The organism is Nocardioides sp. (genome assembly GCF_036493135.1).
Classification (GTDB): domain Bacteria; phylum Actinomycetota; class Actinomycetes; order Propionibacteriales; family Nocardioidaceae; genus Nocardioides.
Window position 1 is genome coordinate 12525 of the sequence record NZ_DASXQG010000047.1, and the last position, 25123, is coordinate 37647.

Annotated in this window: 24 protein-coding genes; 16 read left to right on the forward strand and 8 right to left on the reverse strand. The window is 71.7% G+C overall.

Annotation, left to right across the window (positions count from 1 at the left end; genetic code table 11):
• Nucleotides 1-11: 11 nt before the first annotated feature.
• The 3 genes from VGJ24_RS08060 to VGJ24_RS08070 form a co-directional block, all read right to left on the reverse strand.
• The gene (locus VGJ24_RS08060; RefSeq protein ID WP_331500010.1) at nt 12-263 is read right to left on the reverse strand and encodes a GlsB/YeaQ/YmgE family stress response membrane protein; all 252 of its coding nucleotides are present in this window, start codon (nt 261-263) and stop codon (nt 12-14) included.
• A 101-nt stretch (nt 264-364) separates the two neighbouring features.
• Nucleotides 365-586 (reverse strand): DUF3107 domain-containing protein, encoded by a 222-nt coding sequence (locus VGJ24_RS08065; RefSeq protein ID WP_331500011.1) that lies wholly within the window; start codon nt 584-586, stop codon nt 365-367.
• A gap of 36 nt (nt 587-622) precedes the next feature.
• On the reverse strand, nt 623-1258 hold the full coding sequence (locus VGJ24_RS08070) for a TetR/AcrR family transcriptional regulator (protein ID WP_331500012.1): 636 nt from the start codon (nt 1256-1258) through the stop codon (nt 623-625).
• Nucleotides 1259-1397: 139 nt separating this feature from the next.
• Between VGJ24_RS08070 and moeZ the strand changes: the two genes are divergently transcribed.
• The gene (moeZ, locus tag VGJ24_RS08075) at nt 1398-2618 is read left to right on the forward strand and encodes an adenylyltransferase/sulfurtransferase MoeZ (protein WP_331500013.1); all 1221 of its coding nucleotides are present in this window, start codon (nt 1398-1400) and stop codon (nt 2616-2618) included.
• An 8-nt stretch (nt 2619-2626) separates the two neighbouring features.
• Here moeZ and VGJ24_RS08080 read toward each other — a convergent pair whose 3' ends face one another.
• Both VGJ24_RS08080 and VGJ24_RS08085 read right to left on the reverse strand, forming a co-directional pair.
• The gene (locus VGJ24_RS08080; RefSeq protein WP_331500014.1) at nt 2627-5050 is read right to left on the reverse strand and encodes a hypothetical protein; all 2424 of its coding nucleotides are present in this window, start codon (nt 5048-5050) and stop codon (nt 2627-2629) included.
• 85 nt (nt 5051-5135) lie between these two features.
• Nucleotides 5136-6044 carry an alpha/beta fold hydrolase gene (locus VGJ24_RS08085; RefSeq protein WP_331500015.1) on the reverse strand — a complete coding sequence of 303 codons (909 nt, stop codon included), beginning with the start codon at nt 6042-6044 and terminating at the stop codon, nt 5136-5138.
• 132 nt (nt 6045-6176) lie between these two features.
• On the opposite strand from VGJ24_RS08085, the gene VGJ24_RS08090 reads away from it, so the two are divergent.
• The 7 genes from VGJ24_RS08090 to VGJ24_RS08120 all read left to right on the forward strand — a co-directional run bounded on the left by VGJ24_RS08090 (nt 6177) and on the right by VGJ24_RS08120 (nt 11524).
• Nucleotides 6177-7058, forward strand: coding sequence for a hypothetical protein (locus VGJ24_RS08090; RefSeq protein ID WP_331500016.1), 882 nt, complete (start codon nt 6177-6179; stop codon nt 7056-7058).
• A gap of 122 nt (nt 7059-7180) precedes the next feature.
• On the forward strand, nt 7181-7915 hold the full coding sequence (locus tag VGJ24_RS08095) for a DUF4129 domain-containing protein (protein WP_331500017.1): 735 nt from the start codon (nt 7181-7183) through the stop codon (nt 7913-7915).
• Nucleotides 7912-8397 carry a hypothetical protein gene (locus VGJ24_RS08100; RefSeq protein ID WP_331500018.1) on the forward strand — a complete coding sequence of 162 codons (486 nt, stop codon included), beginning with the start codon at nt 7912-7914 and terminating at the stop codon, nt 8395-8397. The genes VGJ24_RS08095 and VGJ24_RS08100 overlap by 4 nt, the downstream gene beginning before the upstream one ends.
• The gene (locus VGJ24_RS08105; RefSeq protein ID WP_414691051.1) at nt 8394-9398 is read left to right on the forward strand and encodes an AAA family ATPase; all 1005 of its coding nucleotides are present in this window, start codon (nt 8394-8396) and stop codon (nt 9396-9398) included. Before VGJ24_RS08100 ends, VGJ24_RS08105 begins: the two co-directional genes overlap by 4 nt.
• Nucleotides 9395-10681 (forward strand): DUF58 domain-containing protein, encoded by a 1287-nt coding sequence (locus VGJ24_RS08110; protein WP_331500019.1) that lies wholly within the window; start codon nt 9395-9397, stop codon nt 10679-10681. Before VGJ24_RS08105 ends, VGJ24_RS08110 begins: the two co-directional genes overlap by 4 nt.
• Nucleotides 10678-11196, forward strand: coding sequence for a hypothetical protein (locus VGJ24_RS08115; RefSeq protein ID WP_331500020.1), 519 nt, complete (start codon nt 10678-10680; stop codon nt 11194-11196). The genes VGJ24_RS08110 and VGJ24_RS08115 overlap by 4 nt, the downstream gene beginning before the upstream one ends.
• Before the next feature lie 4 nt (nt 11197-11200).
• On the forward strand, nt 11201-11524 hold the full coding sequence (locus VGJ24_RS08120) for an MGMT family protein (RefSeq protein WP_331500021.1): 324 nt from the start codon (nt 11201-11203) through the stop codon (nt 11522-11524).
• 43 nt (nt 11525-11567) lie between these two features.
• On the opposite strand, the gene VGJ24_RS08125 is transcribed toward VGJ24_RS08120, so the two are convergent.
• Genes VGJ24_RS08125 through VGJ24_RS08135 form a run of 3 tightly spaced genes read right to left on the reverse strand, consistent with a single transcriptional unit; the run spans nt 11568 to nt 15177 of the window.
• Nucleotides 11568-12980: a DUF1116 domain-containing protein gene (locus VGJ24_RS08125; RefSeq protein ID WP_331500022.1), complete on the reverse strand. Its 1413-nt coding sequence runs from the start codon at nt 12978-12980 to the stop codon at nt 11568-11570.
• The gene (locus tag VGJ24_RS08130) at nt 12977-14386 is read right to left on the reverse strand and encodes an FdrA family protein (protein ID WP_331500023.1); all 1410 of its coding nucleotides are present in this window, start codon (nt 14384-14386) and stop codon (nt 12977-12979) included. Before VGJ24_RS08130 ends, VGJ24_RS08125 begins: the two co-directional genes overlap by 4 nt.
• Nucleotides 14383-15177, reverse strand: a complete 795-nt coding sequence (locus VGJ24_RS08135; RefSeq protein ID WP_331500025.1) for a DUF2877 domain-containing protein — start codon at nt 15175-15177, stop codon at nt 14383-14385. Before VGJ24_RS08135 ends, VGJ24_RS08130 begins: the two co-directional genes overlap by 4 nt.
• A gap of 148 nt (nt 15178-15325) precedes the next feature.
• Here VGJ24_RS08135 and VGJ24_RS08140 point away from each other — a divergent pair, with 148 nt between their 5' ends.
• From VGJ24_RS08140 to VGJ24_RS08175, 8 genes are all read left to right on the forward strand, one after another.
• The gene (locus VGJ24_RS08140; protein ID WP_414691052.1) at nt 15326-16753 is read left to right on the forward strand and encodes a uracil-xanthine permease family protein; all 1428 of its coding nucleotides are present in this window, start codon (nt 15326-15328) and stop codon (nt 16751-16753) included.
• Nucleotide 16754: 1 nt separating this feature from the next.
• Entirely contained in the window at nt 16755-17621 is an 867-nt protein-coding gene (locus VGJ24_RS08145) for an FAD binding domain-containing protein (protein ID WP_331500027.1), read from the forward strand.
• Nucleotides 17618-18115, forward strand: a complete 498-nt coding sequence (locus VGJ24_RS08150) for a (2Fe-2S)-binding protein (RefSeq protein WP_331500028.1) — start codon at nt 17618-17620, stop codon at nt 18113-18115. The genes VGJ24_RS08145 and VGJ24_RS08150 overlap by 4 nt, the downstream gene beginning before the upstream one ends.
• A complete protein-coding gene (gene cutA, locus VGJ24_RS08155) occupies nt 18112-20514 on the forward strand; it encodes an aerobic carbon-monoxide dehydrogenase large subunit (RefSeq protein ID WP_331500029.1) in 2403 nt (800 codons plus the stop codon). The genes VGJ24_RS08150 and cutA overlap by 4 nt, the downstream gene beginning before the upstream one ends.
• Complete coding sequence (locus VGJ24_RS08160) at nt 20511-21191, forward strand: carbon monoxide dehydrogenase subunit G (protein ID WP_331500030.1); 681 nt, start codon at nt 20511-20513, stop codon at nt 21189-21191. Before cutA ends, VGJ24_RS08160 begins: the two co-directional genes overlap by 4 nt.
• Nucleotides 21188-22582 (forward strand): amidase, encoded by a 1395-nt coding sequence (locus VGJ24_RS08165; protein WP_331500031.1) that lies wholly within the window; start codon nt 21188-21190, stop codon nt 22580-22582. Before VGJ24_RS08160 ends, VGJ24_RS08165 begins: the two co-directional genes overlap by 4 nt.
• A gap of 976 nt (nt 22583-23558) precedes the next feature.
• Nucleotides 23559-24386, forward strand: a complete 828-nt coding sequence (locus VGJ24_RS08170) for a GNAT family N-acetyltransferase (RefSeq protein ID WP_331500032.1) — start codon at nt 23559-23561, stop codon at nt 24384-24386.
• 37 nt (nt 24387-24423) lie between these two features.
• Complete coding sequence (locus VGJ24_RS08175; protein ID WP_331500033.1) at nt 24424-25110, forward strand: lysophospholipid acyltransferase family protein; 687 nt, start codon at nt 24424-24426, stop codon at nt 25108-25110.
• The last annotated feature ends 13 nt before the right edge of the window (nt 25111-25123 follow it).

Consider the following 25123-nt stretch of genomic DNA (forward strand, 5'->3'; position numbering starts at 1 on the left):
TGGGGTGCGGCTCAGGCCCTGGTACGTCGTCCGGTCACGCTGGTCGCGATGACCACGAACACCGCCGCCAGGACGATGGAGATGAAGAAGGCGATCCAGTCGATGCCCTTGGTGCCCCCGAAGATGCCGTAGCCGATGATCACGCCGGCGATGCCGCAGACCACGGTCAGCCACAGGGGCGTGTTGTCCTTGCCGCCGGGTGCGACCCACTTGCCCAGAATTCCGATGATCACGCCCATCACGAGGACGAACAGCCAACCCATGAGATCCTCCTTGGTCGTGCCCGCCGCGTGACGGACGCACGTGGTCCCGTTACCTCGATCATGACGTGCCAAACGTCCCGGGGCCAGAGACCGGCCTCCGGTCAGCCGCGGAAGCCGACCTGTCCGCTGACGCCGCCACCGATCTCGACGTAGGCGATGTTGCGCGCCGGCACCAGGATCTGGCGCCCGCGGCTGTCGCTGAGTGCGAGCGTGCCGTCGCCGGCGAGCGCCTTGTCGAGCGCGGCCTGGATCTCCTCGGCCGAGTCGGCACTTTCGACGACCAGCTCGCGGGGCGCGTGCTGGACTCCGATCTTGACTTCCATCGTTCTCCTTCGTGGGTGACTATGGGTCGGCGCCGGTCAGTGGTCGTCGGTGAGGGGGTAGCCGCGGATGCCTCGCCAGGCCAGGCCGCTGACCAGCTCGACCGCCTGCGACTGCGCGATGCCGCTGGACTCCGACACCCAGAACCTCGCACTGACCTGGGCCATTCCCACGAGGGACACCGCGAGCAGCCGCGACTGCTCAGGCGGGAGCCCGGTGTCGTCGTGGATCACGTCGGCGATCATCGCCGCGCACTCACTGGTCACCCGCTCGACGTGCTCCCGGACGGCGGGCTCGCTGGTGAGGTCGGACTCGAAGACCAGCCGGAAGGCGCCGCGCTCGCCGGCGACGTAGGCGTAGAACGCGGCCATCGCGGCCGCCACCCGGGTCTTGTTGTCGTGCGTCGCGGCCAACGCCTGCCGGCAGTGGTCGATCACCGCGTCGCACGCGGAGTCGAGCAGGGCGAGGTAGAGGTCCAGCTTGCCCGGGAAGTGCTGGTAGAGCACGGGCTTGGAGACCCCGGCCCGCTCGGCGATGTCGTCCATCGCGGCGGCGTGGTAGCCCTGGGCGACGAACACCTCGAGCGCGGAGTCGAGGAGCTGGACGCGACGTTCCCGTCGGGGAAGCCTGCCACCACGGGGCTTCTGCTCGATCGGGTGCTCGGTCGTGCCCACGACGGCAGCCTACCCAGCGGTAGCGGTCGTCCGGATGACGGACGCGCTCCTCCGCGGCCCTCCTGCTGGGAACATGGAGGGCGGGACGCCTGTTGTGCAAGATGCACGATCCCCGAGCAGTCCACCCCAGGAGTACGCCGTGTCCCTCCCGCCGCTGGTCGAGCCGGCCGCCGAGCTGACCATCGACGAGGTCCGCCGCTACAGCCGGCACCTCATCATCCCCGACGTGGGGATGGACGGTCAGAAGCGCCTGAAGAACGCCAAGGTGCTGGTGATCGGCGCGGGTGGCCTGGGCAGCCCGGCGCTGCTCTACCTCGCGGCCGCGGGTGTCGGCACGATCGGGATCGTCGAGTTCGACGAGGTCGACGAGTCCAACCTGCAGCGGCAGGTCATCCACGGGCAGTCCGACATCGGCCGATCGAAGGCGCAGTCCGCGCGCGAGTCGGTCGCCGAGATCAACCCGCTCGTCGACGTGGTGCTCCACGAGGAGCGGCTCGACAACGACAACGTGATGCGGATCTTCGAGGGCTACGACCTGATCGTCGACGGCACCGACAACTTCGCGACCCGCTACCTCGTCAACGACGCGGCGTACTTCCTGAAGATCCCGTACGTCTGGGGCTCGATCTACCGGTTCGACGGCCAGGCCAGCGTGTTCGCGCCGACCCTGAGCGACGTCGCCGGTGAGGACCTGCCCTGCTACCGCTGCCTGTACCCCGAGCCCCCGCCGCCGGGCATGGTGCCCAGCTGCGCCGAGGGCGGCGTGCTCGGCGTGCTCTGCGCCAGCATCGGCTCGATCCAGGTGAACGAGGCGATCAAGCTGCTGACCGGCATCGGCGACCCGATCGCCGGGAAGCTGGTGATCTACGACGCCCTGGAGATGGACTACCGCAAGCTCAAGGTCCGCAAGGACCCGAACTGCGCGCTGTGCGGCGACCACCCGACCGTCACCGGGCTGATCGACTACGAGACCTTCTGCGGTGCCGTCTCCGAGGAGGCGTCGGAGGCAGCCGCCGGCTCGACGATCTCGGTCACCCAGCTCTCGCACCTGCTCAAGGAGCGCGAGGACGGCCAGAAGGACTTCGTGCTGATCGACGTGCGCGAGCCGAACGAGTACGACATCAACAAGATCCCCGGCTCCGTGCTGATCCCCAAGGGCGAGTTCCTCAACGGCCACGCCCTCGGGCAGCTGCCGGGTGTCGACTCCGGCAAGCAGGTCGTCCTGTACTGCAAGACCGGCGTCCGTTCCGCAGAGGCGCTCGCGGTCGTCAAGGGCGCGGGGTACGCCGACGCCGTCCACGTCGGCGGTGGCGTCTCGGCGTGGGTCGACCAGATCGACCCGAGCCAGCCGGCGTACTGACCCTCTGGTCAGAGCCGGTCGAGGAGCTGCCCGACCGCGTCGCGGTAGTCGCGGCTCCCCGGGTAGCCGGAGTGCTTGCTCAGGTGGGTGAGCGTGGTCGTCTGCAGAGACGCGTCGACCGGAGGCGGATCGAGGACCCGCCAGTCGTCGCCGCTCTCACGCCGGCCGGTGCGGCCGACCAGGACGTCCGCGGCGGCATCTGGGGAGCCGATCCGGCGTGAGGTCGGCAGGGCCGGCGCGGCCGGCAACGACTGCCGGTCCCAGGACAGGACCGGCCCCGCGATCGGGTCGGTCTCGCGGTAGAGGTTGATCCAGCGATCGCCGATCGCGGCTCGGACCGTCTCGATCAGCGCGACGTCGACGTACGCCGGGAAGCCGCGCGGGAAACCGACCTGGAGCTGGGAACCGTAGGTGACCAGCGCGATCCTGCGTCGCTCGTGCTCGCCGAGCCAGAGCATCGTCGCGAAGGCGATCAGGCTGCCCTGGCTGTGCGCGGAGACCACGATGGAGGGGGCGTCGTCCGGAACCGCCTCCGTCAGGGCCGTGTCGGGGCGGTCGGGCACCTGCGGGAGCCCGAGGTGGAACCGGATCCGGCGGCGCAGATCGTGCACGGCGAACTGTGCGTACGACGGCGGCACGAACGGGTGCACGGAGTGGGGCCAGAAGGAGATCACGTCCCACACGACGTTCGCGCCGCGCCGGGTCTGCTCGGTGCGGAGGGCCCGGCGGCCGAGCCAGAACAGCATCCCGGCCGCCCCGATCAGCGCGTAGGTGCCGATGTTGTAGAGCACCACGAATGCGCGGGCCTGGTGGGGCGCGAGACCGGAGGTGTTGGTGGCGATGCCGTGACTCATCCAGGCGACCGGCCAGGGCGTGTGCCAGTGGAACATCTCCATCCAGGTGATGGCCGACATCACGGTGCCGGCTACCGCGAAGACGATCACCGGCCCGGCGACGTGGAGCTTGCCTTGAGCGGTGGCGATCGCACCCGCCACCGAGCGGTCCCACCCGCTCGGCAGCCGGTCGCTCAGGCCGGTCGAGGTGTCGACCCGCTCGTAGGCGAGACCCACTCCGGGGATGTTGCCGCCGCGCTGCCGGCCCCACCACGGCAGGGCCACCAGCGCGATCACGAGGATCAGGCACACGGTCAGGCCCCAGGCGTAGGCGATGCGGTAGACCAGGTCGGTCTGGGCCGGCCGCCCGACCAGCTTGGCGACGCCGAGGTCGAACGCCGCGCAGAAGCCGACGCCGATGAACAGACCGGTCGAGGCGGCCGCCCACGAGGCCAGCCCCCGCGCGTATCCGCGGAACGGCGGCGGCGTGGTCGACGACCGTGAGCCGACGGTCCGCCGGCCCAGCCAGATGCACACGACGAACAGCGGCAGGATCGTCAGCGTGCTGCCGAGCGGCAGGAACCGGGCGTACCGGTCGAGGTCCATGACCAGGGCGCGCGGGCGGGTCGAGGCCAGCAGCCCGCACGACAGCAGGACGGCGCCGCCCGACACGATCACCAGCCAGCGGCTGAGGTGCGGCAGTACGACGTGCCAGGCGTAGTCCGTCGTCCCACTGATCGCCTGCTCGGGGTCTCCGAGCCACATCACCAGGGTGGCGGTGAACGCGAGCAGGACCAGAGAGCCCGCCCACACGATGGTCTGCAGCCAGCCGCCCCGGGTGTCCGGCGTGGTGTCGGCGATGGTCTGCCAGGTCAGGGCGCCGGTCAGGGCCACCACGCTGTAGCCGGTGGCGAGGTGGAGCCGCCCGAGCACCGGCGCGGCCAGCGTCTCGGTGAAGAAGGTGCGCCGCAGCATGCCCCTCGGCGCCGCGGCGGCGGCGAGCGAGCCCGGGGGAGCGGGGTCGAACTCCGCGAACCGGTTCTGGTCGCCCAGCCGGTGGAGCACGAAGATCACGACCCCGGAGAGGAACAGCCCGCCGGCCAGGGTCCAGTGCACGCCGAGGGCTCGGAGCCACGGCACCCCCGAGGCCCACGAGTAGCCGACCAGGTCGACCAGGATCAGCCCGGCGGACAGCGCGAACGTGCAGGTGAGACCGACGCCGAGCGCGCGGATCAGACCGAGCGCCACCGCGTGGAGTCGGCGGTTGCGGCGGTCAGGGCCCGGGTCGGGGATCATGAACGCCGCCGCGTTGACCAGTCCGAAGGGGACCAGGATCAGCCACAGGCCCTTGAGCGAGCTTCCGGACGTGTACTTCCCCCAGTGGTAGCCCTCGAGCGTGCGGTCGGGATCGTCCTGCACCTCGTTGCCGAGGGCGTCGGCGGGCCGGAAGAACCGGCCCCAGGCGTTGCCGGCCACCTGGACGACGTGCGCGCTCTCGAGCATCGACTCCGGCGGAGTGCCGCTCACGCCGTGGATGCGCAGCTCGACCCAGTGCGGTCGGCGGGTGGCATCAGGCCCCGCGCCGGTGACGTCGGACATGGGCCACTTCCGAAGGTGGGGTGCGACGACGGTAGCGCCGCGCGGGGCCGGCTGTCCTCGACCCTCGGGATGATCCGGTGATGTGTCAGCCCGCGTCCCAGAGGCGCTCCAGCTCGATGATCCAGTCGTCGGGCCGCTCCATGGGGGACAGGTGGGACGTCCCGCCGAGCACGACCTGGTGGGCGGCCGGGAGCACCTCGCGCAGCGCGCGCGCGTCGTACGCCGTGACCAGGCGGTCGCGGTCGCCGAAGCCCGCCAGCACCGGTGCCCGCACGTCGCGCCACGTCGTCCGCCAGTCGTAGCCGCGGCCGGTGGCCTCGGCGTACCGGAAGGACTGCGGCCGACCCCCTTCCGCCAGGGCGCGCAACAGGGAGTCGGGCAGCGCGGACGGCCGCGCCGCCAGCCCGCCGGTGCCCCAACGGAGGAGTCCGGTGCGGGCGCCGGCGGCGATGGCGCCCTGCACCAGGTGCCCACCGCCGGCGACGAGCCGCACGCCCTGGTACGTCGCCCAGGTGCGGGGGTGGCGCGCCGCGGCCCGCAGCGGGTCGTTCACCAGATCGAGGATCGTCACGTACGTGCCGTTCAGGGTCGCCAGTGACCGGACCCGGCCGGGGTGCCGCGCGGCGACGTGCAGACCCAGGAAGCCGCCCATCGAGTGACCGACCAGGTGCATTGCCCCGACCCCGGCGTCGTCGAGGACGGCGAGCAACGCGTCGCCGATCGCGTCCAGGGAGACCGGACCGGGCAGCGGGTCGGAGCCACCGAAGCCCGGCAGGTCGACGAGCAGCCACGGCAGGTCGTCGCGGCCGGACGCCCGCACCAGCGGTGTCCAGCAACCACTGTCGAGCGAGACGCCGTGCAGGAACATCGTCGTCGGGGTGACCGTGCTCGGCCGCAGCACCCGGACCCGACCCAGGGGGGTCGTGATCCGGTCGGCGACGAGGCCGCTCGCCGGTGGCGGTGCCTCCACGTCGTACGGGAAGTAGCCGGGCACGCGCCCATCATGTCTCGCAGCGGTTACCGGTCCGTAACCTGCGCAGCCCTGGGGCGTTGGACCTCCCGAACCACGTGTCACCCACAGGCGCCGGCGCCCCGCCGGTGCCGCACCTCAGGAGGCCCCATCCTCATGACCCGATCCGTCTCTTCGTTCGCGTGCCGGGTGTCGGCTGCGTTCGCGGTGCTCGCCGCAGCGGCGCTCGCGACGGCGATGACCAGCACGCCGTCAGCGGCTGCGGTCGCCTGGGCACCCGCCTCGACCGCGCAGATCCACCCCGGCACGATGATGTACACCGCCGGTGCCCAGTGCACCGGCAACTTCGTGTTCAGCGACGCCGCCGGCAACACCTACCTCGGCTACGCGGCCCACTGCGCCGGCACGGGCTCGTCGACGGACACCAACGGGTGCCAGACCGGCTCCGTGCCCCTCGGCACGAGGGTGGACCTGACCAACGACGGCAACGTCGCCAGCGAGGGCACGATCGTCGGGCACGGCACGCTCGCCTACAGCTCGTGGGTCACCGAGCACCGGCTGGGCACGACCGACGCCAACACGTGCGCCTACAACGATCTCGCCCTGGTCAGGCTCGACGCGGGCGACGTGTCCAAGGTCAACCCGAGCGTGCCGTTCTGGGGCGGCCCGACCGGCATCGACACCGACGGCACCGCGACCGGTGACCGCGTGTGGACCTACGGCAACTCCAGCCTCCGAGGTGGACTGTCGCCGCTGTCGCCCCACACCGGGATCAGCCTCGGCGACCAGACCGCCGACGGCGGGTGGAGCCACCCGCTCTACACCCTGTCCCCGGGGATCCCCGGTGACTCCGGGTCGGGCTTCATGACCCAGGGCGGCAAGGCGATCGGCGTGCTGTCGACGCTAGGTCTCGCCCCGCTGCCGCTGTCGAACAACATCGGCGACCTCGCCAAGGAGCTCGCGTTCGCCCAGGCGCACTCGGGGATCGCCGGGTTGCGGCTGGTCAACGGCACGGAGCCGTTCAACCCGATCCTCTGAACCAGACTCCGGTCGGCGAGCCCCCGCCTCCGAGCGGGGGCTCGCCGTCGTCCAGGGGCGTTACCCAATCGTTGTCGAACCGGGGGCGTGGAGCCGGCCCGGGTTCGGGCTAGGTTGCGCACATGCAACCCCGCCGTGCGGGCGCCCTGGCGCTCGGGTTCAGCCTCGCCGGGGTCGTCCTCGTGGTGCTGCTCGTCGGCGTCGCCGCCGGGGTCGGCCCCTCCGGCCTGGTCCACGGCACGCCGCGCGACTCGATCTTCCACGCGCCGACGGCACAGCCGTCGTCCTCCTCCCCCACGCAGTCGCCGGGGCCGAACCAGGCGGCCCCGTTCCACCCGGGGCGCTCCGGCCTGCCGGCCGCGGGTCTGATCGGCACCGTCCTGCGGATCGCCCTGGTGTTGTGGCTGCTGTCGCTGCTGTGGCGTGGGCTGCGCTGGGTGGCCGAGGACATCCGGGCCCGCCGGAGCCGCGAGCCCGCGCCCCTCGAGCTGGACTTCGACGTGCTCGACGATCCCGAGCCACTGGTCGAGGAGATGCAGCGGGACGCCGACCTCCAGCTGGAGCTGCTCCTCGGGGGAGAGCCACGCAACGCGATCGTGGCGTGCTGGGAGCGCTTCGAGGAGCAGGCCGAGCGCGTGGGCCTGGCGCGGAAGCCCTGGGAGACCTCCTCGGAGTTCACCCTGCGGCTGCTCGACGTGGTCTCGGCCGAGGCCTCGGCGGTGTCGCGGCTGGCCACGTTGTACCGCGAGGCGCGCTTCTCCGAGCACGAGATCACCGAGGCCGACCGACAGCAGGCGGTCGAAGCCCTGGCGCAGATTCGCGACACGATCGGCTCGGGTCGGACGATGGCGCGATGACCACGCTCAGGAAGCGCTGGTGGGTCTCGCGGGTGGTGATCTCGCTGATCCTGCTGCTGGCCGCGGTGGGTGTCTCCCGCTACGAGCACGTCACTCCCGACGTGCTGCGGATGGTCCTGCTGATCGGGGTCGGGGTGTTCGCGATCGGCCTCGTGATCGACCTGACCACGGTGCCTGCGCCGGACTGGGAGGTCGTCTCCGCCCGCTCGGTGCACCCGGCAGGCCAAGACCCGGGTCTCAACCGGAACGTGCGGATGCTGGAGAACCACCTGACGTCCCGCATGGTCGAGCCGGTGCTCCAGCACAGGCTCTCGGTGCTCACCCTGGGACGCCTCTCCGAGCTCGGCCTCCAGCGAGGTGACCCGGGTGTCGACGAGCGGCTGGGGCCTACGCTGTGCGAGGTTCTCGACTCGGGGCCTCGTCAGCTCGGTCGAGGCACGCTCGAGGAGTGCATCCGACGGATCGAGGAGCTGTCACCGTGACCCAGTCGTCCGTGTCCCCGCCCGCCCGCCCGGCGATGACCGTGGCCGAGGCCTCGGAGCTCGCCAGGGCGGTGCTCGACGAGGTGGAGCAGGCCATCGTCGGCAAGCGTCTCCCGCTGACGATGGTGCTCTCCGCGGTGCTCGCCAAGGGCCACGTGCTGCTCGAGGACTTCCCGGGCCTGGGCAAGACCCTCGCGGCGCGCAGCCTGGCGCAGGTGCTGGGCTTGGAGTTCAGCCGCGTGCAGTTCACCCCTGACCTGCTGCCCGCCGACATCACCGGCTCGTTCCTCTACAACCAGCAGGAGGGGTCCTTCGAGTTCCGCCGCGGCCCGTTGTTCACCGGCATCCTGCTGGCCGACGAGATCAACCGCACGCCGCCCAAGACGCAGTCGGCCCTGCTGGAGGCGATGCAGGAACGCCAGGTGACCGTCGAGGGAGAGACGTTCCCCCTGGCCGAGCCCTTCCACGTGCTGGCGACCGCGAACCCGATCGAGTACGAAGGCACCTACCCGCTGCCCGAGGCGCAGCTGGACCGCTTCCTGATGCGGGTCAGCTTCGGGTACCCGACCTCCGACGAGGAGTACGACGTGGTGCAGCGCCGGCTGGCCCGGGGGCAGGAGGAGATCGACCTGCGCCGGCTGACCGACGGTGCCGGGCTGAGGGCGATGCAGGCCGCCGTCGAGACCGTGACCGTGGACGACACCGTCTCCCGGTACTGCGTCGCGCTCGCCACCGCGACCCGCGACCACAAGGACGTCCTGACCGGGTCCTCCCCGCGCGGCTCCTTGGGGCTGGCGCTGGCGGCGCGCGGGTTCGCACTCGTCCGCGGCCGTGACTACGTGATCCCCGAGGACGTCAAGGCCGTCGCCCGTGCCGTGCTGTCCCACCGGATCACGGTCAAGCCCGAGCTGTGGATGACCCAGGCCAGCGGCGCACACGTCGTCGACGCCGTGCTCGGCTCGGTGCCCAGCCCGAGCACTCTGGAGAGCTTCGAGCGATGACCGAGTGGCGCGCGTCGGGAGCCCTCGCCCGTGCCCTGCTGGTGTCCGGGGTGGGCCTCGCGCTGGCGCTCGCCCTGGGCCGTCCGGTGGCGGTCGTGCTCGTCGCCCCGCTCGTGGTGCTGGGTGCGGCCGGGCTGCTGAACAAGCCTCGTGAACGCCCACTCGTCCTGCCCGGCACGACGTACCCCGTGCTGCACGAGGGCCAGGGCACGACGTCGCGACTGGAGATCCAGCCGGCCGACGAGACCGAGTTCGTGACCCGGGTCGCCGCCCAGGCCGAGCACGTCGCGCTGCGACCCGTCACCGGCGCCATCGGCCACCTCGTGGACCGACCGCGCCCGTTGTACATCTCGCCCCGCCGCTGGGGCCAGCGCCGGATCGGCGAGGAGAAGGTCGCCCTGTTCAGCCGTTGGGCCGGGTACCGCTGGGGCCCGGTCGCCTTCGTCGGACGCGAGGTCTCGGTGCTGCCCACGACCGCGGCGTACGACGCGACGGCGGCGGCCCCGCAGCCGATCGGGCTGATCGGCGCACACCGCTCCGGACGCGAGGGCGACGGCACGGAGTTCTCCTCGGTTCGGGCGTACCACTCGGGCGATCGGATGCGACGCATCAACTGGCGCATCTCCCTGCGCACCGGATCGCTGCACGTGGTGTCCACCCGGTCGGAGGAGGACACCGCCCTGCTCCTCATCGTCGATGCGCTGGCCGACTACGGCGTCTCGAAGGGGATCGACGGTGACGAGTCCAGCCTCGACGTCGCGATGCGGGCGACCACGGCCATCGCCGAGCAGTACATCCGGCAAGGCGACCGGGTGTCCCTGCGCGTGGTGAGCACCGGTGGCGAGCACGTCGGGTACGGGTCGGGCACCCGCCATCTGCGCCGCATCCTCGGCCAGATGGCGCACACCCGGCCCGGCTTCCCGCACGACGTGGAGGTCGAGCACATCGACTTCCGGACCGTCGCCGGCACCATGGTGGTGGTCCTCAGCCCGATGCTGTCCGACGGGATGGCGACGCTCGCCGTCCGGCTTCTGCGGCGCGGCCTGCCGGTGATCGTCGTCGACACCCTGCCCGAGGACGCCGCGCCGTCGGTGTCGACCGAGACCGACCCGGAGATCGCGTCGTTCGCCTGGCGGATGCGGTTGATCGAGCGGCGCCACGTCCTGGAGCGACTCGCTGCGGCCGGCTGCCCGGTCGTCCCGTGGCACGGCCCGCGGACCCTCGAGGAGGTGGTCCGGCGGCTGGCGCTCCGGGCCCAGCTGCCCCGGGCGGGTGCCCGGTGAGGCGGCGGTTCCCCGGTGGCGGATGGGCGCTGCGGCTGGTGATCTTCCTCGGGCCGATCGTCGCCCTCTTGGCCGGGTCGCCGCAGGGCTACACGCCGCACGTGTGGATCGTGTTGGTCGTCGCGATCTTCTCGTTCGCCTTCGCGGTGATGCCCGAGCACTACGTCGGCAGCGGAGCGCTGGCCATCGTGTTGGGCTGGTGGGTGGTCGAGGTGGGGGACGGCCTGCCACTCACCTCGATCGCGGCCGCGGCTGCTCTCCTGGCCGCCCACCTCGCCGGCACCCTCGCGTCGTACGGTCCGCCGCGGCTGGCCCCCGACGCGGGGGCGCTCCTGCTGTGGGCCCGCCGCGGCGTACTGCTGTGGGCGGTCGCGCCCGTCACCTGGATCGTGGTGGACGCCGAGGCGGGCCGGGCCACGTCCGCGTCGTACTGGGTGCTCGGGCTGGCGATCGGGCTGGCGATGGCCGTGCTGGCGACGGTGCTCTATCCGTCGTCGGGCGACCGGCGGATGTGAGGAGGTGGCCCTCGACCACGAGCAGTACGTCGAGCTCGTCCTCGGCTGCGTCGAACGGGTCCCGCGCGGCCGGGTCACGACGTACGGCGCGATCGCGGAGGTGGTCGGTCAGGTCGCCGGCGGCGGCGGGCCACGGCTCGTCGGCTCGGTGATGGCCCAGCACGGTGGCCCCGTGCCGTGGTGGCGCGTCGTCCGCGCCGACGGCTCGCTGCCGCCGAGCCACGACGTCGACGCCCGTCCGTACTACCTCGAGGAGGGCACGCCGCTGCGAGCGACCGGGAACGTCGACATCAAGCGGGCGTTCTGGCGTCCGGCCCTGACTCGATAGTACGTATCAATCGACCGGTATCGGACCGGCCGATTGATACGTACTATCGCGCGCGTGCCCGAGTGAGCTCGGCCAGCCTGGTCAGTGCCTGGGGGAAGATCTCCTCAGGCGGGTTCACCAGCCCGGCACCGACCTGGCCGACCCCGGCCACGCGCCCGGCCATCCCGGTGTTGATCTGCGGGAGGATCCCGGTGCGGCAGACCTTCGTCACGTCGATGCCCGACGGCACACCGGCGAACTCGAGCACGGGCACGCTCCAGCGGGGGTTCTCCCCGAGCGTGATCTCCTGCATCCGCCGCGTGGTCGCCAGGGCGTCCGGCACCGATCCGCCCACGAACCGCACGATCGCCGGCGCCGTCGCCATCGCGAAGCCGCCCAGACCGGCGGTCTCGGTGATCGCCGAGTCGCCGATGTCGGGGTTCGCGTCCTCCGGCCCGAAGTCGCCGAGGTAGAGCCCGTCGGCCACCTGCGCGGGACCGGTGAACCACTCGTCGCCGGCGCCGGAGACCTGGATGCCGAAGTCGGTTCCGTTGCGCGACATCGCCACCACCATCGTCGAGCCCGGTACGTCGCGCGCCGCGTCGAGGGCGAGCTTGCAGGCCGGCATCGCGAGGTTGAGGAAGAAGTGGTCGTTCCCGCCGACGAACCGGAGTGCCTCGGCCACGTCGGAGATGTCGCCGCCGCTCTCGACCAGCGCTGGGCCGAGGTCGCGCAGGAACATCAGCGTGCCGGCCCGGTTGCGGTTGTGCGCCTCGTCGCCCATCTGCAGCATCTGACCGAGGATCGCGGTCACGTCGACCGGCTCGCTCGCCCGCACCGCGCGCTGGAGGAGTGGGCCGAGCACGTCGTTCATCCAGTGCAGGCGGGTGAGCACCTCGGGGGAGTACGCGCCGTACCGGAGCACCTTGCCGAGGCCTTCGTTCAGCGTGCAATGGGTACGGGCGCCGGTGGCGGGGTCCTCGAGCACGAACATCCACATGCTCGGCGTCACGACACCCGCCATCGGACCGACGGCGCGGCGATGGTGACAGGGCTCGAGCCGCACGTGCAGCCCGCCCTCGAGCAGCGCGACAGCCTCCTCGGGCGTGTCGACCAGGCCCTCGAGCACGGCACCGCCCATCAGCGCGCCCCGGAGCGGTCCTGACGCGTCCTCCCAGGTGATCGGCGGGCCCGCGTGCAGGAACTCACCCCTCTCCAGCCCGATCGCCTCGTGAGCGGGCAGCACGTCGACAAGCACTGCCTGGACCGCGAGCATCCGCGCCAGCGCCTGCGCGTTGGCGTCGGGTCGCAGCGGGTCGAGCGCCACGGTTGCGAGGTCGTCCTCGGTGCCGGGCAGCGGCGGCCGCCAGTCGACCCGCGAGACCGGTGCGGCCTGGTCCTCGACGGCCTGGGCGAGCAGGTCGGCCCCGACGCTGACCACGCGGTCGGCGACGTGCTCGCTCGCGGGGCTGGTCATCGGGAACCTCCCAGGATCTCGAGCGCGCGCCGGGTCGCGTGGGCGTTGGACAGGTGGACCTCGGCCCCGGCCGCGACGAGCGCGTCGACCTGGCGGTCCAGCCCCTGCGGATCGTGCGCGGTGCCCACGACCGTGATCACCACCGGCGGCCGGATGCCGTCGATCGCCGGTGCGAGGGAGGCCGCCGGGTCCTCCTCGGCGCCATGCCCGAGCACCACGTCCATCAGCACCACGCCGGTCGTCTCGTCGGCGGCGACCTCGGCCAGGCGCTCGAGTCGCAGGGACGGGTCGATCATCGGATGGGCTCGGCCGATCGTGTACTCGTCGTCGCCGAAGTCGATGAGCTCGGCCCGCTCCGGGGGGACACCGGCCGCGGTCACCAGCACCGCCGCCTCCTGCTTCATCGTGCCGCCGACGAACAGCCCGTGCAGCCGCGTGCCGGTGGCCGTCCGGGTCTCTCCGCGCACCGGCCAGGTCGGTACGTCGCGGCCGAGCGCGCGCAGCAGGTCTTCCGTGGCGGCGGTGAGGTCGGGGCGACCGGCGCCGAGGAGCGCCAGGAGGACCGGCGTCCCCAGCGATCCGGTGTACGCCGTGAGCTCGCCGGCGACCTCGTCGGCCGGGGGCTTGGAGATCAGCACGGCCAGCTCCACCCCCGGATCGGCGTCGAGCCGGGCCAGGGCGGTGCGGGTCGCCAGCCCGCCGACCTCGGCGGACAGGTCGCGCCCGCCCACGCCGTACGCGGTGGTGACGCCGACACCGCCATGGTCGAGCAGGGCGAGCACCTGCTGGCAGCCGGTGCCGGACGCCGCCACGATCCCGACCGGGCCGGGCGGGACGACGTTGGCGAACCCCAGCCCGAGCCCGCCGACCACGGCGGTACCGCAGTCTGGCCCCATCACGAGCAGGTCGCGGCCGGCGGCGTACCGCTTGAGCGCGACCTCCTGCTCGACCGGGACGTTGTCGCTGAACACCATCACGTCCGAGCCGGACTCGAGGGCGTCCATCGCCTCGACGGCGGCGCTCGGGCCAGGCACGGAGACGAGCACCAGCGAACCCGGCTCGCGGCGAAGCGCCGCCGTCGTGGTGCGAGGCGGCGCGTCCTCGGTGGGTCCCGAAGCCTGACCTCGACGCTCGGTCAGGGCACGGTCGACCTCGGCGCGGACGACGTCCAGGTCACCGTCGCCGTCCAGCCGGATCGCGACGACCAGGTGGTTGACGGTGGCGTCGGCGGGAATCACGAACCTCATCCGCTCGAGGACCTCGACGTTGAGCGGCGTCGCCATCGCGACCTGCGCGGCGTTCACCCCGGGCAGCTCCTGGATCCGGCGGCTCACCTGGAGCAGGGTGACCGAGTCGGCATAGACGCCGGTGCGGATCTCGACGTGGTCGCTGGTGCTCGAGGTCATGCCGCGGCCTCCCCGGACAGGGCCGCGACGGCCAGGTCGATGCCGTGCGCGAGCCCCTCGCCGGAGGTGTGCCCGAGGGCGGCCAGCGCGGCCCGCGCGGCCGACGCGTGGGGTGTGCCCAGGGCGCGTAGGTAGTCCGCGGCGACGTCGGCGACCTCGCCGGCGAGCGCGCACTCGAGGAGGGTCGCGGACAGGGTCGTGGTGCGCGGCAGGGCGCGACGTACGGCGTCGTCGACCGCAGGCGTGGCGACGCCGGCGGCTCGATGTACGGCGAGCCAGCCGCACAGGACGTCGTCCCCGAGCGGGGTCAGACCGTCGCCCCGGCCGACCAGGTCGGCGACGGCTGCCGCGTCGATGTGAACCACGTCGGTGCCCTCCAGGAGGGCGACGAGCCCGGCGCCGGGGGACCGGGGGGTTCCCTGATCGGCGGCCGGGCTCGTCTTGGGTATCCGTGCCGTATCGAGGCGTGGCGCGCGAACATCCACGAGCCGACCGACCACCAGGGCGCGTCCGTCCAGGTGAAGGATCCCGGACTCAACATAAGCCGTCGGGACCCCGGATGACGACAGCGAAACGAGATTGGTACGGAGGCTGTGCGGGAGCCCGGGAGCATCCGCTGCCGCGACCCCGACAGCGCCGCCGGCGACGTCGAGATGGACCGTGTCGAGGCCGGCATAGAGCACCGGCACCGGGCCGTCGGCGGCGCTCTCGACGCGCGCCGCGACCCGGGGTGGGGCGGCCACCGGGACGGGAGCCGGACGCGGGTCCCGGGAGGTGGCGTCGAAGGTCACGGGCTCACGCTAGCCCCCGCGTGGTTCCGCTGCCTCCGCCACCACTGGCTGCCGCGATCGGCGTTCCTGCGCGGAAATCCGGTCGGAAGGGTGTCTGATGTGCCTCACCAACCGGGGTGCTCGGCCCCCGCGCATCGAGGAGGATCTGATGTCGACGATGTTCAGCTGGCGGGTGGTGACCCCGGCTCCCGGCGAGCCCGTGGCACCCGGTGAACGGCTCCCCTGGGGCAGGACCGTCGGGCTGGGGGCCCAACACGTGGTCGCGATGTTCGGGGCCACGTTCGTGTTCCCCCTGGTGATGGGGCTCGACCCCAACCTGGCAATCATGTTCTCGGGCATCTGCACGATCCTGTTCCTGCTGGTGACGTCGAACAAGGTGCCGAGCTACCTGGGCACCAGCGCCTCGTTCGTCGCCAGCGTCGCGGCGATCCGGGCCCACGACAACGGCGACTCGTCGTACGTGACCGGAGCGATCCTGGTGGCCGGACTCGTCCTCGGAGCAGTGGGCATCCTCGTGCACTTCGCCGGGGCCGAGGTGATCCACAAAGTCCTACCGCCCGCCGTCACCGGCGCCGTCGTGATGCTGATCGGCTTCAACCTCGCTCCGGTGGTCGCAGGCATCTACTGGCCGCAGGACCAGTGGATCGCCCTGGCCACCGCCGCGTTCATGGTGTGTGCCGCCTGTCTGTTGCCGGGCTTCTGGGCCCGGATCGCGGTGCTGCTCGCCCTGGTCTTCGGCTACCTTTTGTCCTGGGTGGCCGACGCGCTCTTCGGCCAGATCAACTCGTGCGGCGGCGCGGGGTGCAAGCCGATCGACCACGACCGGATCTCGTGGACCGCGGTGAAGGCGGCCGACTGGGTCGGGCTCCCTCACGGCAAGCTGACCGACGGTGTCTCGGTCGTGCACAGCCCGAGCTTCAACCTGACGTTCATCCTGCTGGTACTGCCGGGCGTGATCGCGCTGATCGCGGAGAACACCGGTCACGTCAAGGCCGTCGCCGAGATGACCAAGACCGATCTGGACCCCTACATGGGTCGCGCCCTGGCGGCAGACGGCTTCGCCACCGCGTTGTCCAGTGCGTTCGGTGGCTCGCCCACCACGACGTACGCCGAGAACATCGGGGTCATGGGCGCCACCAAGGTCTACTCGACCGCGGCGTACTACGTGGCCGCGATCGTCGCCATCCTGCTCGGTCTCTGTCCGAAGTTCGGAGCGATCGTCAGCGCGACCCCGGGCGGTGTCCTCGGCGGCATCACCGTGATCCTGTACGGCATGATCGGTCTGGTGGGAGCGAAGATCTGGGTCGAGAACGGCGTCGACTTCGGTGACCCGGTCAACCTGGTCGGCCTCTCCGCCGGCCTCATCGCGGGCATCGGTGGCGTGACCTTGAAGATCACCGACAACTTCGAGCTCAGCGGGATCGCCCTGGGCACGATCATGGTCATCGTGTTCTACCACCTGGTGAACGGTCGTGGACCGAGCCGGACGCACTACACGACCCAGGCGCTCTCGCACCCGGAGGCCGACGAGCCGAGGCCCGAGCCGGGGCACCGGGCGGACCCGAGCCAGGAGTGACTTGAAGCCGGCACCGTTCCTGTACATCCGACCGCGGGGCCTCCAGCACGCGCTGGAGGCCCTCGCGGCCGATCCGGGGGCGAAGGTGCTCGCGGGCGGGCAGAGTCTGGTGCCGCTGCTGTCGATGCGCCTCGCGGCGCCGACGTCCCTGGTCGACATCAACGGGCTGCCCGACCTCGACCACGTACGCGTGGACGACGCGGGCGTCCACGTCGGCGCGCTGGCGCGGCACGCGGACGTGCTCGCGTCGCCTGAGGTACGACGCGTCCAGCCGCTGGTCTGCCTGGCCCTGTCGCACGTCGCGCACGCGACCATCCGCAACCGCGGGACCACGGTCGGGTCGATCGTCCACGCGGACGCCGCCGCGGAGATGCCCATGGTGCTCGCACTCCTCGACGGATCCGTGACCGTCGCCTCGGCCTCGGGCAGCCGGACGATCCCGGCCGGCGAGCTCTTCGCCGGGCCCATGGAGTCGACCCTCCAGCACGACGAGATCGCGCTGGAGGCGTTCTTTCCCGCCCTCACGCCCGAGGAAGGCGTCGGCTTCGAGGAGATCGCCCGACGGCACGGCGACTACGCCCTGGTCGGCGTCGGCGCAGTGGTCCGGGTGGACGGCGGCGACGGGGTCGTCTCGGCGCGCGCCGGATACCTGTCGGTCTCGGACATCCCGACCGTCGCCGACGTGACCTCCGCCCTCGGCGGCGGCGTCTCCGACGAGTCGCTCGCCGCCGCCGCCGAGCTCGCGCTGGAGGAGCTCGACCCCGCCGACGACCTGCATGCGACCGCGGCGTACCGCAGCCGGCTGGTGCGGGTGCTCACCGCCCGCGTCCTGCGCGCGGCGTACGACGACGCGAGGAGCCGCTCGTGAGCGAGGAGCTCCATGACGTCCGGCTGAGGATCAACGGTGCCACCCACGAGCTACGGGTGCCCGCCCGGCGCCTGCTCTCCGACGCACTGCGTCACGACCTCGGCCTGACCGGCACCCACGTCGGCTGCGAGCACGGCGTCTGCGGTGCCTGCACCGTGCTGGTGGATGGGCGGCCGATGCGGTCGTGCCTGCTGTTCGCCGTATCCGCGGTCGACAGCGAGATCACGACGGTCGAGGGGCTGACCGAACGCGATGGTTCCGCCGACGGTCGGCTGAGCCCGGTGCAGCAGGCCTTCGCCGAGTGCCACGGGCTGCAGTGCGGCTTCTGCACGCCCGGCTTCCTGACCACGATCACCGCCGGCCTGCGCGACAACCCCGAGCCCACCGAGGACGAAGCGCGCGACATGATCGCCGGCAACCTGTGCCGCTGCACGGGCTACGCGAACATCGTGAAGTCCGTCCTGCGTGCCTCGGAGATCGCGAGGGACGCGTGAGCACGAAGCTGTTCGGCGAGAAGGTCCAGCGCGTCGAGGACCAGCGCTTCCTGCGCGGGAAGGGCCGATACGTCGACGACGTGCTGGTGGGCCACGGTGACGGGGGAGTGCTCCACGCCGCCGTCCTGCGATCGCCGCACGCGCACGCGCGGATCGTCGACATCGATGTCTCCGCCGTCCTCGACCTCGAGGGCGTGCACGTGGTCTGGACGCATGAGGACCTCGGCGCGATGGCCCCGCAGATGGCAGAGCCGCTGCCGCTGCTGATCCCGCATCCGCAGCTGACCCACGGCCGCACCCAGTACGCCCTGGCGAAGGACGAGGTCAACTACGTCGGCGAGGCGATCGCGTTCGTGGTGGCCGACGACCGCTACCTCGCGGAGGACGCCGTCGGCCGGATCAGGGTCGACTACGAGTTCCTTCCTCCCGTCGTCGGCGTCGACGCCGCCCGGGCCGCGGCGCACCTCGTGCACGACGACGTACCCGGCAACGTCGCCGCGCGCATGGAGCAGGAGAACGGCGACGCCCGGGCCGCGATCGCGTCCGCGCCACACACCCTGAGCCTCGACCTCACCATCGAGCGGAGTGCCTCGATGCCGATGGAGGGCCGGGGGACCGTCGCTCGCTGGGACCCCGACATCGGACGGCTCACGGTCTGGACGTCGACCCAGACCTCGACCGGTGTCCGTGCGGCCGTCGCGGCCAAGCTCGGCATGGATCTTGCGCAGGTCGACGTGATCACGCCCGACGTCGGGGGCGGCTTCGGGGTGAAGATCAACCATCCGTGGCCCGAGGAGCTGCTCGTCCCGCTCGCCGCGCGGTCGCTCGGCGCGGTCGTGAAGTTCACCGAGGACCGCCGCGAGCATTTCATCTCCTCGGCCCACGAGCGCGGCCAGGTGCACCACGTCGAGGTCGGGTACGACGACGAGGGACGCGTCCTCGGGCTGGACGTGCAGTTCTGGCACGACAACGGCGCCTACACGCCCTACGGGCTGATCGTCCCGATCATCACCTCCACACAGCTGCTCGGCCCCTACAAGCCGGGCTCCTACCGGGTGGTCTTCGAGAGCCTGTACACCAACACCGTGATGGTGACGCCCTACCGCGGAGCCGGGCGGCCGCAGGGCTGCTACGTCATGGAGCGGACCATGGACGCGATCGCGGCGGCCCTCGGCCGCGACCGCACCGAGGTGCGCTCGGTCAACTTCATCCAGCCCGACGAGTTCCCCTACGACCAGGGGCTGATCTTCCAGGACGGCCGCGAGCTCGAGTACGACTCCGGCGACTACCCGGCGTCGCTGGAGAAGCTCAAGGCGCTGGTCGGCTGGGACGAGTTTCCGGCGTTCCGGGAGGAGTTGGCGCGTGAGGGACGGCAGGTGGGGATCGGCCTGGCCTGCTACGTCGAGGGCACGGGAGTGGGGCCCTACGAGGGGGCACACGTCCACATCGAGACCTCGGGCAGGGTCAAGGTCGCGATCGGGCTGACGACCCAGGGCCAGGGACATGCCACGGCGTTCGCGCAGGTCGTCGCCGACGCGCTCGGCGTCCGGTTCGAGAACATCGAGGTGGTCAGCGGCGACACCCGCCGGATGCCGTACGCCGTCGGGACCTTCGCCTCGCGGGCCGCGGTGATGAGCGGGTCGGCCGTGCATCTGGCCGCGCTGCGCGCGCGGGAGAAGGTCCTGCGGATCGCCGCCGAGGCCCTGGAGGCGGCCGAGGACGACCTCGAGATCGTCGACGGCGTCGTCTCGGTCAGAGGGACCGACGCGTCGATCGACCTGGGCACGGTGGCGGTGCTGTCCAACCCGCTGCGCTATGCCTTCGACGAGGCGTCCAAGGCAGCGACCCAGTTCTCCGTCGGCGACCCGGGCAAGCCGCCCGTGGCCGAGGACGACGAGCCGGGACTGGAGGGCAAGGACTTCTACAGCCCCGAGCGCTCGACGTTCGCCAACGGCATGCACGCCGTGATCGTGGAGACGGACCCGGACACCGCCGAGATCACGATCCTCAAGTACGCCGTCGTCCACGACTGCGGGCGCCTGATCAACCCGATGATCGTCGAGGGCCAGATCCAGGGCGGCGTCGCGCAAGGGGTGGGCGGTGCGCTGTACGAGCGGATGGCGTACGACGAGTCCGGGCAGCTGGTCAACGCGTCGTTCATGGACTTCCTGATGCCCTACGTGACCGAGGTGCCCGCGCACGTCGACATCGACCACCTCGAGACGCCGTCCCCCTTGAACCCGCTCGGCATCAAGGGCGCCGGTGAGGCGGGGGTGATCCCGTCGGCGGCCGTCTTCGCCTCGGCGATCGAGGACGCCGAAGGCATCCCGATCACCGCCATGCCGATCTCGCCGTCCGAGCTGTTCGAGCTGCGCCAACGCCACGAGGAGACGTCATGAGGATCAGCGGTCGCGAAGCCATTCCCTTCCCTGTGGGGCAGGTCTGGGACGCGCTCCTCGACCCGGCCGTCCTCGTCCGCACCATCCCAGGGTGTGAGCGTCTGGAGACGACGGGGGAGCACACCTACGCGATGACCGTGACCGCCGGCGTCGCCGCGATCCGCGGCACCTACGACGGCACGTGTGCGCTTTCGGACCTGAAGGAGCACGAGTCGCTGGTGATGCGGCTCCAGGGCGCCGGCGCGCCCGGGACGATCGACGCCACGGTGCAGGTGACCTTCCGGCAGTCGGGCGACCAGACCGTGGTCGAGTACGACGCCGACGCGGTCGTCGGCGGGATGGTCGGCGGTGTCGGCCAGCGGATGCTCGGCTCGGTGTCCAAGCGGATGGCCGGTGAGTTCTTCGGCAACGTCGCGAACGCGATCGCCTCCACCGGCGTACACGGCGGAAACGGCGGAAACGGTGGAAACGGGGGAAACGGTGGCCCACCCGACCGGACGGTGTCCCGGTCGGCGACGCCCGACGGCGCCCCCTCCTCGGGGGTCGGCCAGGTCTTCACCGCCCCACCCCGCCCGGCGTCCTCGCAGCAGGACTTCCTCAAGGGCATCGCCGTCGGCGCCGGGCTCGTGCTGCTCGGCGTGATCGCGGGCGGCCTGTTCGGGCGGCGGCGCCGTTGAGCGAGCTGACGGTCGACTCGACCGCGCGGCAGATGGCGGCGGCGGTCCGCGGCCGCGAGATCAGCGCCCGCGAGCTGCTGGACCTGCACCTGGCCCGGATCGCCGAGCGCAACCCGCGGCTGAACGCGATCGTGTCCCTGGACGAGGAGCGCGCACGTGCGGGCGCGGTGGCCGCCGACGAGGCGACGGCGCGGGGCGACGCGCTCGGGCCGCTGCACGGTCTGCCGTTCGCCTTCAAGGACACCCACGACGTCGCCGGCTGGCGTACGACGTACGGCTCGCCGCTGTTCGCCGAGCACGTGCCGGACGTCGACGACCTCGTCGTCGAGCGGATCCGGGCGGCCGGCGCGGTGACGATCGGCAAGACGAACGTGCCGGAGTTCGCGGCCGGGTCGCACACCTTCAACACCGTCTTCGGCACGACCCTCAACCCGGTCGACCCGACCCGGTCCGCCGGCGGGTCCAGCGGAGGAGCGGCGAGTGCCGTGCGCGCGGGGATGGTGCCGCTCGCCGACGGCTCGGACACGGGGGGCTCGCTGCGCAACCCGGCGTCGTTCTGCGGGGTCGTCGGACTGCGCCCGTCGCTGGGGCGCGTGCCGTCCTGGCCGACCGACAACTACTGGGAGACGCTCTCGGTGGGCGGACCCCTGGCGCGCAACGTCGAGGACCTCGCGCTGCTGCTCTCGGTCGTGGCCGGACCCGACCCGCGCGTCCCGACGGCGTTGGGTGAGCCCGGTTCGCTCTTCGCGCCCCCGCTCGAGGCGGACCTGGACGGCCTGCGCGTCGCGGTGACCATCGACCTCGGCGGCCTGTTGGAGGTGGACGGCGAGGTCGCGGGTGTCCTGGGTGAGGCCGCGTCGGCTTTCGAGGCGGCCGGGGTGACGGTCGAGCCGGCGTACCCCGACCTCGGTCTCGCCGACGACACCTTCCGCACCCTGCGCGCCTGGCACTTTCAGGCGTCGATGGGCGAGTTGCTCGCCGCCCACCCCGACTCGTTCAAGCAGTCGCTGGCCGAGAACATCCGCGCAGGCGAGCCGCTCACGGGCGCCGACGTCGCCCGCGCCTTCCGGCAGCGCACCACGTTGGCCGAGCGGATGCGGCTGTTCTTCGAGTCGTACGACGTGCTGCTGCTGCCGACCTCGCAGGTGCCGCCGTTCCCGGCCGACCAGGAGTTCCCCCGGTCGATCAACGGCCGCCCGGTGGCGACGTACCTGGACTGGATGCGCTCGGCGTACGTCATCACCGTCACCGGATGTCCGGCGATCTCGGTGCCGGCGGGGGAGACCACGGACGGGCTTCCGGTGGGGGTCCAGATGGTGGCGCCGTTCGGCGCCGACCGACGTCTGCTCGAGATCGCGGCGGCCTTCGAGCGCGCGCGCGACGGCGCCTAGGTTGGCCCTGGCGACACCGGCCGGTCTCCACAGACCGAGCTCGGATCTGTGGAGATCCGGGGTGTGAACTGTGGAGGACTCCGCCTCGGTCTGTGGAGGACTCGCCGGAACTCGAAGTATGTGGAAGAAATGTCGCGACAGCCCTTGTGGCGTCGGGGTCTGAGCCTTTAGAACTTTCCTCACGTTCATCCTTCGGGATGAGCGGGATCGGTCGGAGACGAAGATCCTGACAGTGCCTCGGCGGCTTGCCGGCGAGGGGCTGCGGTGGCCAGGTGACGGGGTCGCCGGGGTCGGAGGAGCCGGCTGGATCGACCGGGAGCGTTACCAGTACCGGTCGCCACGGTGAACCGTCGGGCCACGGACTTGTGCCGGGGCACGATGGGACACCACCGAAGGGCCCTTGTAGCTCATACCTATGAGGGCCCTTCACCTATTTCCGAGCGCGCCTCTCATCGCGCCCCGCTGAGTGCCTGCTGGTCTGGACCACTCGTCAACACCCGAACGCCGATCCTGTGGACATCGGCCCGGAAACTGTGGAGGGATCCGGGCCGGGCTGTGGACCATCCTGAGGAAATCGCAGAACGGCGAAATCCACCCGCGAAACCTCTTGTGGCGGCGGGCTTGGAGGCCGTAGAACTTCTCCCACGCACTCCCTCCGGGGAGAGCGGGATCGGTCGGAGAAGACGATCCGTACCAGCACCGCCCGGCTTGCCGGGTAGGGGTGGCGGTGGCCGGGTGACGAGGCCGCCGGGATCGGAGGAACCGACTGGATCGACCGGGAGCGTCACCAGTACCGGTCGAGCGGTGAGCCGCCGGACCCCGGCCTCGTGCCGAGGCCCGACGGATCACCAACCGAAGGGCCCTTGTCGCTCATACCGACAGGGGCCCTTCAACTATTTCGGTCGCAGTTCCATGACATTCCCGGCCATGCTGGGCGTCGCAGGTATGACAACCCCGTGAACAACGAGGAGAACGCATGACCGACGCCCCTGACGGCTCCCGCGCGACCGACGAGGAACGTGCCGCCCTGCTCGCGGCGTACGACGCGCAGCTCCGCGGCTTCGCCGAGGTGCAGGGGGCGGAGAGCTGGGACCACGTCGGCCCGCTGTGGCGTGCCCTGTTCAGCGACGGCGCCTTCGTCAGCTACGAGACCCTCGAGGGCGTCGACGACGTCGACGCCCTGATCGCCGAGACGGTGGCGCACTTCGCCGCGATCCCTCAGGTCAAGGAGTTCGAGTGGAAGACGCGCGGCCACGACTGGCCGCCCGACCTCGACCCGCGACTGCGGGCCCACGGGCTCGAGCCCGACGAGGTCGAGACGGTGATGGTCGGCCAGGCGTCTCATCTGGCGGTGGACGTGGAGCTGCCCGCGGAGGTCACCGTGCGTCGCGTGGACGACATCCCCGAGCGCGAGGCGGTGGTCCACGCTGCCAGCGACATGCAGCGAGAGGTCTTCGGCGCCGGGCACACCGGTGACGACGCGCTGGCCCGGCTCGAGCGCATGGAGGGCCGAGAGACCTTCTGGGTCGCCGAGGCCGGCGGGCAGGTCGTCTCGGCCGGCCGGCTCAATCGGGTGGAGGGCACCGAGTTCGCCGGTCTCTGGGGCGGGGCGACGCTGCCCGAGTGGCGCGGTCGCGGCATCTACCGCGCGCTCACCGCGGCCCGTGCGCGTTTCGCCCTGTCGGAGGGCGTCCGCTACCTCAACAGCGACTGCACCGCGATGTCTCGCCCGATCCTGGAGCGCTCGGGTCTGGTCGCGGTGACCACCACGACACCGTACGTCTGGCGGCGCCCGCAGGGCTGACCCCGTCCACCGGGACCCGCGCGGCGGGGTTCTCGAGGTGCGGCAAGATGAGCGGGTGCTGTACGGCGTCCTCCACCGGATCGTCCCGCCCCTCCTGCGGGCGATCTGGCGGCCCCACGTCAACGGCCTGGAGCACGTGCCGCGCACCGGCCCGCTGATCCTGGCCAGCAACCATCAGAGCTTCATCGACAGCGTCGTGATCCCCGCGGTGGCCCCGCGGCCGGTCAGCTTCCTGGCGAAGTCGGACTACTTCGAGGGCCGCGGGATCAAGGGCCGGCTGGTCAAGGCGTGGTTCGAGATGTTCGGTGCGCTGCCGGTCGACCGCGACGACTCCAAGGCCGCCCTGGCCAGCCTCGACCCGGCACTCTCTGTCCTCGCCGACGGTGGTGCGTTCGGGATCTACCCCGAGGGCACCCGGTCGCGCGACGGGCGGCTCTACCGGGGGCGCACCGGCGTCGCCCAGCTCGCGCTCACCTCCGGCGCGCCGATCGTGCCGATCGGCCTGCTCGACACCGACCGGCTCCAGCCGGTGGGCTCCAACCGCCCGCGACTGGTCCGGGTGACGGTGACGTTCGGCGAGCCGATCGACGTACGCGGCCGGTACGACGGCGTACCCCAGGGTCGCGCGCGCCGCGAGATCACCGACCGGGTGATGACCGAGATCGCGAAGATGACCGGCCAGGAGGAGGCCGGCGTCTACAACGACCGCGCCCCGGACGCCTGATCTCCGCCGCGAT